General features: G+C 67.0%; 13 protein-coding genes and 1 tRNA gene. 5 read left to right on the forward strand and 9 right to left on the reverse strand.

Annotated elements, in window-relative coordinates:
* Positions 1-302: 302 nt before the first annotated feature.
* The 4 genes from VFK57_18445 to VFK57_18460 all read right to left on the reverse strand — a co-directional run bounded on the left by VFK57_18445 (position 303) and on the right by VFK57_18460 (position 3612).
* Positions 303-1325, reverse strand: coding sequence for a GNAT family N-acetyltransferase (locus VFK57_18445; protein ID HET7697701.1), 1023 nt, complete (start codon positions 1323-1325; stop codon positions 303-305).
* 13 nt (positions 1326-1338) lie between these two features.
* Positions 1339-1890 (reverse strand): hypothetical protein, encoded by a 552-nt coding sequence (locus tag VFK57_18450; protein HET7697702.1) that lies wholly within the window; start codon positions 1888-1890, stop codon positions 1339-1341.
* Positions 1887-2462 (reverse strand): phosphoribosyltransferase family protein, encoded by a 576-nt coding sequence (locus tag VFK57_18455; protein HET7697703.1) that lies wholly within the window; start codon positions 2460-2462, stop codon positions 1887-1889. The genes VFK57_18450 and VFK57_18455 overlap by 4 nt, the downstream gene beginning before the upstream one ends.
* A 949-nt stretch (positions 2463-3411) precedes the next feature.
* Positions 3412-3612 (reverse strand): hypothetical protein, encoded by a 201-nt coding sequence (locus VFK57_18460; GenBank protein ID HET7697704.1) that lies wholly within the window; start codon positions 3610-3612, stop codon positions 3412-3414.
* A 254-nt stretch (positions 3613-3866) separates the two neighbouring features.
* Here VFK57_18460 and VFK57_18465 point away from each other — a divergent pair, with 254 nt between their 5' ends.
* The gene (locus tag VFK57_18465; protein ID HET7697705.1) at positions 3867-4052 is read left to right on the forward strand and encodes a hypothetical protein; all 186 of its coding nucleotides are present in this window, start codon (positions 3867-3869) and stop codon (positions 4050-4052) included.
* Between the two features lie 1043 nt (positions 4053-5095).
* Here the strand turns inward: VFK57_18465 and VFK57_18470 are convergent.
* From VFK57_18470 to VFK57_18490, 5 genes are all read right to left on the reverse strand, one after another.
* The gene (locus VFK57_18470; GenBank protein ID HET7697706.1) at positions 5096-5362 is read right to left on the reverse strand and encodes a hypothetical protein; all 267 of its coding nucleotides are present in this window, start codon (positions 5360-5362) and stop codon (positions 5096-5098) included.
* 229 nt (positions 5363-5591) lie between these two features.
* Positions 5592-5667: transfer RNA gene (locus VFK57_18475), tRNA-Ala, on the reverse strand.
* A 111-nt stretch (positions 5668-5778) separates the two neighbouring features.
* Complete coding sequence (locus tag VFK57_18480) at positions 5779-7899, reverse strand: hypothetical protein (protein HET7697707.1); 2121 nt, start codon at positions 7897-7899, stop codon at positions 5779-5781.
* Positions 7896-8528, reverse strand: coding sequence for a DUF305 domain-containing protein (locus VFK57_18485; GenBank protein ID HET7697708.1), 633 nt, complete (start codon positions 8526-8528; stop codon positions 7896-7898). The genes VFK57_18480 and VFK57_18485 overlap by 4 nt, the downstream gene beginning before the upstream one ends.
* 100 nt (positions 8529-8628) lie before the next feature.
* Positions 8629-9516, reverse strand: coding sequence for a nuclear transport factor 2 family protein (locus tag VFK57_18490; protein HET7697709.1), 888 nt, complete (start codon positions 9514-9516; stop codon positions 8629-8631).
* A gap of 112 nt (positions 9517-9628) precedes the next feature.
* Between VFK57_18490 and VFK57_18495 the strand changes: the two genes are divergently transcribed.
* Genes VFK57_18495 through VFK57_18510 form a run of 4 tightly spaced genes read left to right on the forward strand, consistent with a single transcriptional unit; the run spans position 9629 to position 14129 of the window.
* On the forward strand, positions 9629-10723 hold the full coding sequence (locus VFK57_18495) for a histidine kinase (GenBank protein HET7697710.1): 1095 nt from the start codon (positions 9629-9631) through the stop codon (positions 10721-10723).
* Positions 10713-11450, forward strand: a complete 738-nt coding sequence (locus VFK57_18500) for a LytTR family DNA-binding domain-containing protein (GenBank protein HET7697711.1) — start codon at positions 10713-10715, stop codon at positions 11448-11450. Before VFK57_18495 ends, VFK57_18500 begins: the two co-directional genes overlap by 11 nt.
* Positions 11447-13126 carry a D-aminoacylase gene (locus VFK57_18505; protein HET7697712.1) on the forward strand — a complete coding sequence of 560 codons (1680 nt, stop codon included), beginning with the start codon at positions 11447-11449 and terminating at the stop codon, positions 13124-13126. The genes VFK57_18500 and VFK57_18505 overlap by 4 nt, the downstream gene beginning before the upstream one ends.
* Positions 13127-13148: 22 nt before the next feature.
* On the forward strand, positions 13149-14129 hold the full coding sequence (locus tag VFK57_18510; protein ID HET7697713.1) for an ATP-binding protein: 981 nt from the start codon (positions 13149-13151) through the stop codon (positions 14127-14129).
* Positions 14130-14154 lie beyond the last annotated feature (25 nt).

The following is a 14154-nucleotide window of genomic DNA, read 5'->3' on the forward strand; positions in this document are numbered from 1 at the left end:
GCCGCTACGGTGGACACCCTTCGCATGTCTGTGACGTGAGCTCGCGATCAGGCCCGACCTGACCTTCCCTGAGCACGCGTGAAAGGTGGCTTGCCACCCGTAGGTCGCTCACGAGTGCAGGCGAGCGAAGGGTGGTGGACCTGAACAGCGCCAGTTGGAACCGACTGATCAGTTGGTTACGCTCAGTCGAGGGCCTTAGGGATGTCGCGTAGCGCTCGATTTGGTCTGCTTGCCGCTCCCGGCTCATCCGCAGCATCGACTGCCGTGGGTCGGGACAGTGACGACGGAACAGCGTTCGCGCCTCAGAGCAGTTTACGCATGAAGACGCAGGGCATGGACCGGCCGGTCATGAGCAACGCATCTCCGCGTCCGAGCTCTTCAAACCCATTCGCCCGATAGAAAGCCACGCCCGCTAGGGATGCTTGAATCTTGATGCTCTTGGCACCATGTGCCCGCGCGTGTTCTTCGGCCAGCCCTAACAGCGTCGTTCCGATACCACGACGCGAAGCCATGCCTCGAACGTATACAGAGGCGCCATCTTGATCATCGTCAACGCGATGACTGGCAAAACCCAGCACGGCCAATTCCCCGTTGACTGCGCCGATGGCGATGAAGAAGACCTCACCGCCTTCCATTGCGCTCACATACACGTTCGGTGTCAGGCCCGCACTCCACGCCTCAACAATCTCCGGTGGATAGAAGCTCGGACCGATCGATCGGATGGAATCCAGATGGGCCGCCAGGATCGCGTCGGCGTCATCCGGATGAGCCTCGCGCGTTTCGATTGCGCCGATGGCCATTGGAGACGATTCGTCCATGCGGTTGTTGAAATGCGCGCCATTCGCGCGAAGACGACTGGCTACATGCGTTCCCAGTGGCGGACCGAACCTCATTCGTAAGAACGGCGCCTCGAAGCCGGTAACTTCAAACCCGAGCCGCTCATACAACTGTTTGGCCCGAGGATTAGCAGGAACCACAGAGAGCGTGACCGTTGCTCCACGACTGGCAGCCTGCGTGATGATCTGCCGGACTACGGCGGTACCAATCCCTTGTCCTTGCCATTCGGGTAGAACTTGGATCTCGTGGACGTAGATCGAATCCGCCAGCGGTTCTAGCAACAACCCGCCGATCGGGCGGCGCTCATATTCGATGACTGACGCGAGGTACTGACGAAAACGCCGCTCGAAGTCTATTCGTTGCCATTCCTCGTCCCAGCCCCACGTCTTTTCGATGACCTCACGCATCGTACGGCAATGGAGCTCGTACAGAAACTCTCGGTCGCTTTCCGATGCCTGTCGGAGAATCCACGCAACCGTCATCGCCATTGCGAACACTTCCCTACCCAGGGAGCATTGTGCCGTGCCCGAGATCGTGCAGGTGCAGCTCGCTGACGATCCGTTCGACGCTGTCCGAATCGCCTTGCGCCAGAAGATCCTTGAGATCGTCAAAGGATTTGATCGTGCGAAATTGCCTTGTCGGCGCGACGTAGACGACAACCGGCTTGTGATCGCGTGACAGGTTGACGACGTTGTTAACGGTGCCCTTGCTTTTGCCGTCCCAGAGCATGAGCCCGTAGTCTGCCGTGTCAGCCATCGCGCGGTCCTTGAGGGAGTAGTAGTCGAAGCCTTGGGCGCCGCGCGGGGCGGCGACCTCACGCGTTGGCCAGTTCCCGACGTTGTTCCGGCAGTGGTCCTTCATGCAGTGCACGAGGACGTTCGGATACGACTTGTCGGCAAGGTAGCGCTGGACCGCCTTGTCGGCGCCATTGGCATCGCCGACGAGGATCTGAAAACCCTTTTCGATCATCGTGTCGAGACGACTTGTGACCTCGACCGGAAGCCGAGAAATCTGTCGTGAACCGGCGACGAAAACGGTGGATGGATGGCTCATTTCGTTCGTGTCATCGCGAGGGCTCTGACCTCGGTGGCGCCCATTTGCCCGAGCACTTCGGTGACGCGCCTCAGCGTACTACCAGTCTCCCACAGGTCGTCGATTAGTAGAATCCGCTGCCCTTGGACCGCATCCGTGCCCGCCTGGATGGCCGCAGAGAGCAGCGGGCCGCGCTCGTGCAACGCGACGTTCTTCATCTGCGGTGTCGCGGTGGCCTTGACTGCTGCGGCGGGAGCCGCCGGGACCCCGAGCGCCGCCGCTATTCCTGCAGCGATCAGCACTGCGGGCTGCTTCGTCCGGTGCAACGATGGCGGCGGTGACACGACGCAGTCGATGACGCCATTCCACCGTTCGTTTACGAAGGCAACGGTGGTGTCTACGATGTCATTCAGCGGTCCGTTTCGGTACTTCAGCTGATACACTAGTTCGCCCAGGGCGGAGCGGGTTGTGTCGAACTGCATGTGCTCGCCGAGATAGCCAATTGGCACGCTGGAGATCACGTGGCGATCCAGGGCGAACCCCTCGATCCACGGCCCGTCGATCGGCACCGGATGGACCTCCACAATTGCCATTCGCCCTCCACTGGTCCACCGGCCTTCACCGGGACCACCACGACCATGGTAGCCGCCAGATTGAGGGTGTCCAGGGGGAACACCGGGGGGAACACCCCCTCCGCGCGAGGTGTTCCCCCTTGGATTGGCCCGCATCGACGTTACGTCCTGGTCAACTAACGCGGCTCGCAAGCCGTGAGCGCATCCGGCAACTGCCGATCGTCGTGGAGGTTGCAGCCCGTCGTCCTCGGGCGGCGCTCTATGCCGCCCGCCTGGTGGAGCCGCCGTCGGAGCGGTCGCCAAGAGCAACACCGTGGCGTGAGCGACCACCCGAAATGGCCGGTTGGCCTGCCAAGCCTGCGGCCAGCGATGTGGTCGCTCACGCCACCGCTCAAAGGGTGTTGGCGACCCGTGCCAGCAGCGTCAGTCCGGTGGAAGCCGCGGTGAATTCGACGCGCAACCTGCGAGAGAACTTGAGGGATTTCTCGACGCTCTTTTCACTCTGGTCCCGGCTCTTTGATCAGAACGGCTGACGCCGCGAGGGGGGCCGCGACAAAGAGCGGTGGTTGGCGCAGTTCTGGAACGCTAAGTTGTCAGTCGAAGCCGATGGCCGATGAACCGGCGCCCGCGAAGCCTGATGTCGCAAGTCTCTCCACACCGACGACTTGCAACTTGAGAGGGAGAGCAACAAGCGCGGCGTTCTGTGCCGCGCACGAAACACACTTAGCCGACGTCACTGATGGAGCGGGGGCGTGAGCAACCCCCCGGTTCGGCGCCTACTGCCGTCCCGAGGCCGGCGCGGAGGGTTGCTCACGCCCCTGTGCGGGTGTCGCAAACCGCCATCGAAAGGGCGAGTGATCTGCGCGTCGTTTGCGAGTGCATTGTTCGTTGCGTACTCGTCGCAAATCGCGCACGGCATGCAGTGTACTTTCGACGCTGATTTCTGCTCCGTACTCGTTTGCCTTGGCCATCACATGATCAGCGTCGAGCTGTGCTCGACGTCGTCAAGGCTCTCGCTGCGCTCGACCCTGCGGGCTTCGGCCTTGACGACGCCTGCGCGCAGCTCGAAACTAGCACTTATGTGATGGCCGACGAAGCTCGACCTCATTTCGGCGTTGACCGGAGGCGCCAGCGGTCGTATCGTGAAGTTCTCGTCGATGCCATCAGGCATCCCTCCGCAGTCTCACCAGACGCGGACCGCTGAAGCCGACGCTCTCAGAGCAAAGCCGCAAGCTCCTTTCAACAACCAGCAAATCGATCGCCCACGTTCACGCGATCGTCGCGTTCGACTTCAAGTCACGCGCTTCGGTGTCGGCGTCACGCCACATCCACGCTCATCGTCTCGGCGCGCTGACATCATATCGGCGCGCTTCGAGCGCACTCCGCCGCATCCCGAACGTCTGCATCGAGCTCGCAAAGGTAGCCATGGAGTACGTCGAACGTGCGGATCCGAAGCCGGAACCGATCTCGATCGCGCGCTGTCGCGAACTGCTTGGCGAGGACGCGGAATCGATGACCGATCAGGAGGTCGAGGAGATCCGCCAACACGCACAGACCCTGGCGTGCATCGTGGTCGAGATGTACCAGGAGCAGTGCCGCGCTTCCGAGTAGCAACAGTGCCTCGCAAACGCCGCTTGCCCGAGTCGGCGAATGGATCTACGCTGCCAAACATGGTCGGCGCGGTGATCTACGTGCGCGTGAGCACGAAGGAGCAGACCGAAAATCTCAGTCTGCCGACACAGCTTCGCGCGTGCGAGGAGTACTGCCGCCGCCAGGGCTATGAAGTCCTCGAACGCTTCCACGAGGAAGGCGAGAGCGCCAAGTCCACCGACCGCAGCCAGCTTCAGAACCTGCTCACGTTCTGCCGGTTGAATAAGGGCCGCGTCCATTTCGTGGTCGTGTTCAACCTGACGCGCTTCGCGCGCGACAAGTACGACCACTTCGCGCTGCGCTCCCATCTGCAGTCGCTTGGCATCTCCCTTCGCTCCGCAACGGAGCCGATCGACGACACCTCAACCGGCAAGTTGATGGAAGGTGTGCTCGCCGCGTTTGCCCAATTCGACAACGATGTGCGCTCCGATCGCACGCGCGCCGGTATGAAGGCAGCACTCGAACTAGGACGATGGGTGTTTCTGGCGCCGATCGGCTTCCTGAATGCGCCGCGCGCAGCGGGCAAGAGCCTGACGCATGACCCCGAGCGGGCACCGCTCGTGCGACGCGCGTTCGAGGAGTACGCGACAGGTCGATTCACGAAGGAACAACTGCTCAAGCAGGCCAGAGCCTGGGGCCTCACTAACCGCCGCGGTCGGCCGCTCACGTCGCAGGCCATCGGCATGCTGCTGCGAAATCAGCTATACGCGGGCATCGTGGAGGTTCCGGAGTACGGCGTTCGCGGAAAACGCGGCGACTTCGAGCCCCTGATCTCCGAAGACCTGTTCTACCGTGTGCAAGCGGTCTTGTCAGGGCGAGCTCCGATCACCACGCCACAGCAGCGGGCGCACCCGGACTTCCCATTGCGCGCGTTCGTGCGCTGCGAGTCCTGTGGCCGAGGCCTCACCGGCAGCTGGTCGAAGGGACGAAGCGATTACTACGCCTACTACCACTGCCGCCCTGGTTGTCGCGCGGTGAACGTCACGAAGGCAAAGCTGGAGGGGCTATTCGCAGACGAACTGGCGCTGCTGCAGCCGTCGCCAGGCTACATGCGGCTGCTCAAGGAATCCGTGCTGCAGATCTGGAAGGCGAGGAAGGCGGCAGTCACCGAGGAGATTGCGATCGCCGAGCGAGCCGCCAAAACCATCCAAGACAAGCTGAACCGCCTGGACGAAGCGTTCCTCTTCGAGCGCTCGATCGACATCGAGACCTACGACCGCCACGCGGAGAAATTGCGCGAGGAGCTCACGCTCGCGCGAATCGACCGTCACTCCGGCCAGCTCGAAGAGCTCGACGTAGAAGGCATCCTGGCGTTCGCAGAACGTGTTCTGCCGCGCGCCGCAGACCTGTGGGTGCAGGCATCACTCGACCAGCGACAGCGGTTCCAACAACTGTTCTTTCCAGACGGAATCGCGTTCGACGGAATTCGGTTTGTTGGAACCGGCGCAACCGCACCGGCCTTCAACTACTTGCGGGAAATCAGAACCGAAAATGAAGGTTTGGTGGACCTGACCGGGATCGAACCGGTGACCTCCTGAATGCCATTCAGGCGCGCTCCCAGCTGCGCCACAGGCCCACGTTGCGGGAGGAACGAACCTCCAGTGTACATCATTCCGGCATCGCCGGCAGCGGTCCTCCGCGATGCGGGAGCAGGGGGAGGCGGCGCGCCGCCCCCACCCGAAGTTCGCTACTTCGTTGCGGTCGCCAGGTCGGTGACCGCCGCCGCGAGGGTGCGGACCTTGTCCTGCTCCTTCGCCGAGGCCGCCTCGCTCGTCAGCTGCGCCGCGAGCTGCGTCAGCGCCGTCCGGCGCTGCGCGCCCGAGCGCCGTTCGGCGTTCGACAGCGCCGTGCGCGCCGACGCGATCGTGGTCGCGGCCAGCCCCGCCGAGCGCTCGAGCTGATCGAGGTAGGCGCGTGCCAGCACGAAGCTCGGCGGCCAGACGAACTTCTGCTGGTCCTGCGTGTTGTAGTAGGTCATCTTGACCGTCTTGGCCGCGGCAAGCTCGTTCGCCGACAGGAGCGGACTCGGAACCAGCTCGTAGATGTCGAGGCCGCGCGCGATCTCGGAGCTGACGATCAGGCCGTTGTACCAGTACGCCGACCACGAGCCGCCCGACACCAGGCGCTCGGCGGCGACCGGACCGCGATCGTAGAACGCGATTTCCTTCGGGTGATCCGGATCGGTCCAGTCGAACACCGTCAGGCCCCCCTGATACCAGCCCTGCACCATCACGTCGCGGCCCGGAACCGGGATCAGCGAGCCGTTGTGGGCGACGCAGTTCTCCTGCGCGGTCTGCGGCGCCGGCAGCTTGTAGTAGCTGCGGAACTTCAGCTTGTTGTCCTCGATGGTGAAGATCGCGTTCGCCCCCCATTCCGGCTTGTCGGTGTCGCGGCAGCGCGGCGCCGATCCGCCGCCCCACTCGTCCGAGAACAGGACCTTCCTGCCGTCGTTGCTGAACGTCGCCGAGTGCCAGAACGACATGTTCTGATCGGCGGCGAACTCGATCCGCTTCGGGTTGGTCACGTCGCGGACGTCGAGCAGCAGCCCCAGCCCGGCGCACGCGCCGCCGGCGAGTCCCACGTCGGAATACAGCGTGATGTCATGGCACTGGTTCGGCCCGGTCGGCGGTCCCTGGTTGCCGCGTCCGCGGCCGCCGCCCGCCGCGCCGGCGGCGCCGCCCGCGCCCGCCCCGGCCTGTCCGCGCTGCGCCGCCTGCTGCTCACGCTCGCGCTGCGCCAGCGCGTCGCGCTCGGCGTTGCGCGGCGCCACCGGCAGATCCTGGAACACGCGCGGCGAACTGACGACGGCGGCGTTCTGCGGCGTCGCCAGCGGCACCTTGATCACTTCCAGGCGGAAGCGCGCCGAGTTCGGATCGTCGCGGCCGCCGTCCTGGCATCCCGGCAGCTCCTCTGCCGAACGCACGCTCGACGTGCCCGAAATGTAGATGTAGACGTTGTCCTTGTCGCCGGCCTGCCGCGCAACCGTATGGGTGTGCGACCCGCGGCACGTCTGCACGCTGGTCACCAGCTTCGGCTTCTTGATGTCGCTGATGTCGAAGATGCGGATGCCGCGCACCCGTTCCTTGCTGACCGGATCCGGCACGCCGCCGAAGCCGCAGTCGGCGCGGCTGTTCGGCGCTTCCGACGACATGAACAGCAGGTTGCCGTACACCGAGACGTCGTTCTGCGACGCCGGGCAGACGTACTGCTGCACCAGCACCGGCTCCTCGGCGTTCGAGATGTCGTACATGTCGAACCCGTTGTAGTGCCCCTGGATCGTGTACTTGCCGGTGAACGCCAGATCCGAGTGGGTCGCTCCGAGCGATCGTCCGGTCGGCGGCGTCGTCGACACCAGGTTCATGTTCCACGCGGCGGCGCCGGCGTCCCACCAGCCGGCCTTCAGTCCGACGCGCGGATCCGGCGTCGGCGGCGCGGCGGAGACGATCGGCTTCGGCGGACGCGGCATCACTGCGGGCAGGGGCGGCGGGGGCGGCGGCGGATTCCCCCGGCCTCGTCCGCGGCCGGCAGCCGCAGCGAAGGGATCGGCAGCGGCCTCGGCGCCCGGCGCGGGCGCCGCCACGCCCGTCGGTGACGGCGCAGGGCGTTGAGCGGCCGGCGTCGTCGCGGTCTCTGCCCGCGGCGGCTGCGCCGAGGCGGTTGGCGATGTCGTCGCCGGCGCCGGCGGTGGTGCCGCCGCCGGTGCCGCGGCCGGCGGCGCCGTTCCCGAAGAACTGGCGCACGCCGCAGGCAGCAGCGCCGACGCCGCGAGCACCGCGGCGCACAACGCGCCGGTGACGATTGGCCTCATGACTTGATCTCCTCCAGCATGTCCTTCATGACGTCGATCTCGATCGCCTGATCGACCTGCACGTCGTTGGCGAACTTGAAGACGGTCTCGTCCTGCGCCGCGCCGTACGACTTGAACAGGACCTCGACCATGTCGATCGCTCCCTGATGGTGCTTGATCATGCCGCTCAGGAACAGCCGATCGAACTCGGCGCCGCGCGCGCGATCGAGCGCCGCCATCTCCTCGTCGGTGAGCATCCCGGGCATCAGCATGTCGTGCACGGCGCCGTCCGGCATCCGGTGACGATGACGCGTCGACGTCGCCTCCGGCACCGGCAGGCCGCGATCGCGCAGCCACTGCTGCATCAATGCGATCTCGTCGCGCTGGGCGACGACCATGCGCTCGCACAGCACCGCGAGATCCTTGCGGGCGCCGTGCGATCCGCACCAGCCGGCCATGACGACCGCCTGGGCGTGGTGGGGAATCATGCCCGACATGAAGTCGACGTCGGCGTCCGAATAGCTGTAATGGCTGTCGGGAATCGATTGTGCCGCCGAGCCGGCGGCGCGCGGCGGCGTGCTCGCGCAGCCGGCGGCCAGCATGGCGGCGCACAGGCCGGCCGCCGCGGCGGCCCGTGAGAAAGCCCCCATCCCGTGTCCTCCTGGCGAGGATCCTATGCGATCGCGGACGTCTCGGCCACTGGCGCCGGGGCGGCGGGGGCTGGACGACGCCGGCGGAAAGGACCCGCCGCTACCGCGTCGAGGGAGCGAGCTGCCACCCGGTGTGGATCCACCGATCGCCCTGCCTGACGAAGATCTCGGTCGCGGCGCCGCGCTCGGTCCGCGTCTTGCCGTCCACCAGCAGGTCCATGTCGTAGGTCGTGTAGAGAATCACCGTCGCCCCATAGGCCTGGAACTCCGTCGTCGGAAACACGAGCCGCGTCAGCCTGCCGCCGCCCGCGGCGAAGCCGCGCGACGCCTCGAGGTTCGACTCGAGACTGCCGAACCGCGACGACGAGTCGATCGTGATCAGCTCCGGCGCGAGCAGGGAGGTGAGCTGCTTCGCGTCGCCGGCGAACCACGAGCGCCAGACCCCCTCGCGGGTGGCGAGCACCTCGCGCTTCTCGGCGTCGCCGAGCGGCCGCAACTGCGACATGCGGCGGGCGAACTCGTCGGCGTGGTACGACGTATTCGACGCCACCTGCACCCAGCGCCGCGGCTCCTTGTGGAAGACGTCGAGGATCGTCAGCTTCTGCGTGACGCGCTGGGTCCCGCGCACGCCATCCACGTCGAGCACGAACGAGGCGACGGCGGTGTCGCCGTAGAAGACGACGTCGAAGTCGGAGATGCGATACCCCACCATGCCCTGCCCCTTCGGCGTGCGCGGATCGAAGGTGGCCTCGTTCATGTAGCCGTCGCGGCCGCGGATCACATGGTCCGATTCCGGCGTGAAGCCACGCCAGTCGGCGCCGTGTGTCGCCTCCAGGGTCCGGCGATCCTTGTCGACGAAGGCCTGACAGATGATCTCGATCTCGCGCTTGATCTGCGCGGCGTCGGCGGCGCGCGAGGCGGGGATGCTTTGCGCGGCCGCTCGAGGGGCCAGGGCTGCGAGCACGATGCATGCGAGGATGGTCTTCATGGCCACATCGTCGGCCCGCCGCCGCGGCACGGCAAGAACGAATCCGGCAGCGGCGCGAACTTTGACGCGAACGGTCGGCGCGGTCCCCGGCGAGGAGGGATAATCCGCCGGCGTGGCTGCAAATCGGGTGCGTCCGTGGATGCTGGTGTCGGCCGCGTGGATCGGCCCGGCGGTGCTCGGCGCCGTCAACGAGGTCGCACAGCGCCGCCTGTGGGGGGGCGAGCGGGCCGGACTGGGCCAGATCCTGTTTGCGAGCGGCGACTGGCTGATCTACGCGTTCCTGACGCCGCTGGTCTTCGCGGTCGCGCGGCGATGGCCGATCGCGCGCCCGCACCTGGCGCGCCGCGCGCTGCTGCACGCCGCGATCTCGCTGGTGTTCTGCGCCGCCTGGGCGGGCACCGGCACGCTGCTGAAGGTCGCCCTGCTCGGCGTCCCGCCGGAAGGATGGCTGCTGCCGTTCGTCAGTTGGACGTTCATTACCCTGCCCTTCGGCGTGTCGGTCTATCTCGCCGTGGTCGGCATCGAACACGCGATCCGCTACTTCGTCGAGGCGCGCGATCGGGAGATCCAGATGGCGCGGTTGTCCGAACAGCTGTCGGGCGCCAGGTTCGCCGCGCTGCAGGCGCAGCTCAATCCCCACTTTCTCTTCAACACCCTGAACACCATCGCCGTGCTCGTGCGCGACGGCGATCGCGCCGGCGCGTCGCGCATGGTCGAGCAGCTCAGCGACGTGCTGCGGCGGACGCTGAACCGGGGACGCGCGAACGAAGTGCCGCTCGACGAGGAGCTCGAGCTGGTGCGGCAGTACCTCGCCATCGAACAGGCGCGCTTCCCCGATCGCCTGCGCGCCGACATCGACGCCGATCCGGCGCTCGGCGCCGCGGCGATCCCGAGCTTCGCGGTGCAGCACCTGGTCGAGAATGCGATCCGGCACGGCATCGCGGGAAGCGCCGCCGGCGGACGCGTCCGCGTCTCGGCCAGCCGCGACGGCGGCTCGCTGGTGGTCGCCGTCTCGGATGACGGCCCCGGCTTCGACGTGACCGCACTGCCGGAGCGGCACGGCCTGGCAAATACCCGGGACCGCCTGCAGGCCCTGTACGGGCGCGCCGGGGCGCTGACGCTGGAGAGCCGGCCGGCGGGCGGGACGGTCGCAACCCTGCGCGTGCCGTATCATGAAGCGGCGCCGGATATCGAAGATGGCGGATGAATGGACCGTGCTGATCGCGGATGACGAGCCGGCCGCCCGCCGTGGCGTCCGCCAGCTCCTGGCGGGCTACGCGGAATTCACCGTCTGCGGCGAAGCCCGCAACGGCGCGGACGCGCTCGCGGCGCTGGACGCCCGCCGGCCGGATCTGCTCTTCCTCGACATCCAGATGCCCGGGCTCGACGGCTTCGACGTCATCCGGCGCCGCACGCCCGAGCGGATGCCGCTCCTCGTATTCCTCACCGCCTACGATCAGTTCGCGCTCCGCGCGTTCGAGGCGCAGGCGCTCGACTATCTCGTCAAGCCCGTCACCGAAGCGCGCTTCGCCGCGACGATGGCGCGGGTGACGAGGCAGCTGCGTGCCGCACGGGCGATCGAGCCCGAGCCGCCGATCGTCGTCACGACCGCGAAAGGGATCACCGTCCTGCGCCCTCGCGATATCGACTGGATCGAGTCGTCGGACAACTACGCCCGGCTGTGGATCGGCGGCCGGAGTTATCTCCTGCGCGAGTCGATGCGCGAACTGGAGCGGCGGATCGGCGCGCGCGGGTTCGTCCGCGCGCACCGCCGCGCGCTGGTTCGCGTCGGCGCCGTGACGGAGGTCGCGACCACGGCGGGCGGCGGCGTCGTCGCGCGCCTCGAGAGCGGCGCCACCATTCCCGTGTCCCGGCGTCTCCGTCCGGCGTTCAGCGCCGCGGTTCGCACCGGAACGCGGGTGGATCTGACGTGAAGCTGATCAGGCTGGCGGCGGTCGTCATTCTCGTGGCCTGGGCCGGCACGGCTGCCCGACAGCCGCAGTTCGACGTACTGATCGCCGGCGGCACCGTCTACGACGGGACCGGCGCGCCGGGCGTGCGCGCCGACGTCGGCATCACCGGCGATCGCGTGGCGGCGATCGGACCGCGGCTCGATCCGACGCTCGCCGGCACGGTCATCGACGCCTCCGGCCTGGCGGTCGCCCCCGGTTTCATCAACATGCTGTCGTGGGCGACGGAGTCGCTGCTGCACGACGGGCGCTCGCAGAGCGACATCCGCCAGGGTGTGACCACCGAAATCTTCGGCGAAGGCACGTCGATGGGGCCGCTGACGGCGGAGATGCGCGCCCGCTGGACGCGTCAGCAAGGGGAAATCAAGTTCGACATCACCTGGACGACGCTGCGGGAGTACCTCGAGCTGCTCGAAAGGACAGGCGTGTCGCCGAACGTCGCGTCGTTCGTCGGCGCCGCGACGGTCCGCGAGTACGTCGTTGGACTGGAGGATCGAAGACCGACCGCGCGCGAGCTGGAGCAGATGCAGGCGCTGGTGCGGCAGGCCATGGCGGACGGCGCGCTCGGCGTCGGCTCGTCGCTGATCTACGCACCCGGCTTCTACGCGAGCACCGGGGAGCTGATCGCGCTGGCGGCAGCGGCAGGGGAATATCACGGCAAGTACATCTCGCACATCCGCAGCGAAGGCAATCGCCTCGAGGAGGCGGTCGCCGAACTGATTCGCATCAGCCGCGAGGCGCGGGTGCCGGCGGAGATCTACCACCTCAAGGCGGCCGGCGAGCGCAACTGGCCGAAGATGGACCGCGTGCTCCGGACCATCGAGGCGGCACGCGCCGAGGGGCTGCGCATCACCGCCGACATGTACCTCTACACGGCGGGAGCAACCGGGCTCGACGCCGCGCTGCCGCCGTCCGCGCTGAGCGGAGGCTGGGAGGCGTTGTTCGAGCGAATCCGCAATCCGGCGGAGCGCGCGAAGCTCCGCGCCGCCATCGTCACGCCGACCCAGGACTGGGAGAACCTCTATCTCGCGGCGGGCTCGGCGGAGCGGGTGGTGCTGGTCGCCTTCAAGAACGAGCAGCTCCGCCACCTGACCGGCCGCACGCTCGCGTCGGTGGCCGCCGAGCGGCGGCAGCGTCCGGAAGACACGATTCTCGACCTGATCCTCGAGGATCAATCGCGCGTCGGCACGGTCTACTTCCTGATGTCCGAAGAGAACATCAGGACGCAGCTGAGCAAGCCGTGGGTGTCGGTCGGCTCCGACGGCGGGTCGTTCGCGCCCGAGGGCGTGTTCCTGGCGTCGAACCCGCACCCGCGGGCCTACGGCAACGTCGCGCGGCTTCTCGGCAAGTACGTGCGCGACGAGAAGGTGATCACGCTGGCCGATGCGGTGCACCGGCTGACCGGGCTGCCGGCGGCAAACCTCGGACTCGATCGGCGCGGCATGCTGAAGCCGGGCTTTTTCGCCGACGTCGCCGTCTTCGATCCGGCGACGATTGCCGACCGGGCGACGTTCGAGAAGCCGCACCAGTACGCCGTCGGCATGAAACACGTGCTCGTGAACGGACGCATCGTCCTGAAGGACGGCGAGCACACGGGCGCCACACCGGGGCGGGCGCTGAAGGGCCCCGGCGCGAAGTAGGTTCCACCCGGAAGGGGGACACATGGTCACCGTACAAGACGACGAGACCGCGCGGCTGGCGGCGCTGCGGCAGTACCGGATTCTCGACACCGAACCGGAGCGCGCCTTCGACGACCTCGCCCTGCTCGCCTCGCAGATCTGCGAGACGCCGATCGCGCTCATCACGCTGGTCGACGCGGACCGCCAGTGGTTCAAGGCGCGCACCGGCATCGCCGAGACCGAGACGCCGCGGGCGATCTCGTTCTGCACCCATGCCATCAAGCAGCAGGACCTCTTCATCGTCCCGGACGCCCGCGACGACGATCGATTTCGCGACAATCCCCTGGTCACCGGCGGGCTGTTCGTGCGGTTCTATGCCGGCGCTCCGCTCGTCACCCCCGAAGGGCACGCGCTCGGCACGATTTGCGTCATCGACTGCGTGCCGCGCACGCTGACCGCCGAGCAGCGCGAGGCGCTCGACGCGCTCAGGCGCCAGGTACAGGCGCAACTCGAGCTGCGGCGCAATCTCTACGAGTTGAAGGCGGCGCTGAAGGCACGGGACGAGGCGGAAGCGGACGTGGTCAAGTTGAGCAGCCTGATCCCCTACTGCTCGACGTGCCAGCTCGATCTCACGCTGCCTGCCGAGCCGTCCGCGATCCCGCAGATCACCGACGGGGTCACCGCGGTGCTGCGCGGCAAGCGATGGCCCGAAGAGGACGTCATGGCGGTCGAACTCTCGCTGCAGGAAGCGATCGCCAATGCGGTGCGTCATGGCTGCCAGGGCGATCCCACCAAGCGCGTCCAGTGCTGCGTGAACGTCGATGCCGCCGGCGAGGTGGTCATCGTCGTGCGGGATCCGGGCCCGGGGTTCGATCCGTCGAAGGTGCCCGATCCGCTCGGTCCCGAGAACCTGTTCAAGCCGAGCGGGCGCGGCGTGTTCCTGATCAACGGACTGATGGATCAGGTCACCTACACGGACGGCGGCCGCGAGGTCCAGATGCGCAAGCGGAGCGAACCGGTCTAGCCGGGATCTCTTTCGGCCGCGATCC

The organism is Vicinamibacterales bacterium (assembly GCA_035699745.1).
In the GTDB taxonomy this organism is placed as follows: Bacteria; Acidobacteriota; Vicinamibacteria; order Vicinamibacterales; family 2-12-FULL-66-21; genus JAICSD01.

Excerpts from the sequence above, each read along its gene's own strand:
- VFK57_18445 (HET7697701.1), bottom strand. The coding sequence starts at position 1,325 with ATGGCGATGACGGTTGCGTGGATTCTCCGACAGGCATCGGAAAGCGAC.
- VFK57_18465 (HET7697705.1), top strand. The coding sequence starts at position 3,867 with ATGGAGTACGTCGAACGTGCGGATCCGAAGCCGGAACCGATCTCGATC.
- VFK57_18500 (HET7697711.1), top strand. The coding sequence starts at position 10,713 with ATGGCGGATGAATGGACCGTGCTGATCGCGGATGACGAGCCGGCCGCC.
- VFK57_18460 (HET7697704.1), bottom strand. The coding sequence starts at position 3,612 with ATGCCTGATGGCATCGACGAGAACTTCACGATACGACCGCTGGCGCCT.
- VFK57_18450 (HET7697702.1), bottom strand. The coding sequence starts at position 1,890 with ATGAGCCATCCATCCACCGTTTTCGTCGCCGGTTCACGACAGATTTCT.
- VFK57_18490 (HET7697709.1), bottom strand. The coding sequence starts at position 9,516 with ATGAAGACCATCCTCGCATGCATCGTGCTCGCAGCCCTGGCCCCTCGA.
- VFK57_18455 (HET7697703.1), bottom strand. The coding sequence starts at position 2,462 with ATGGCAATTGTGGAGGTCCATCCGGTGCCGATCGACGGGCCGTGGATC.
- VFK57_18510 (HET7697713.1), top strand. The coding sequence starts at position 13,149 with ATGGTCACCGTACAAGACGACGAGACCGCGCGGCTGGCGGCGCTGCGG.
- VFK57_18485 (HET7697708.1), bottom strand. The coding sequence starts at position 8,528 with ATGGGGGCTTTCTCACGGGCCGCCGCGGCGGCCGGCCTGTGCGCCGCC.
- VFK57_18480 (HET7697707.1), bottom strand. The coding sequence starts at position 7,899 with ATGAGGCCAATCGTCACCGGCGCGTTGTGCGCCGCGGTGCTCGCGGCG.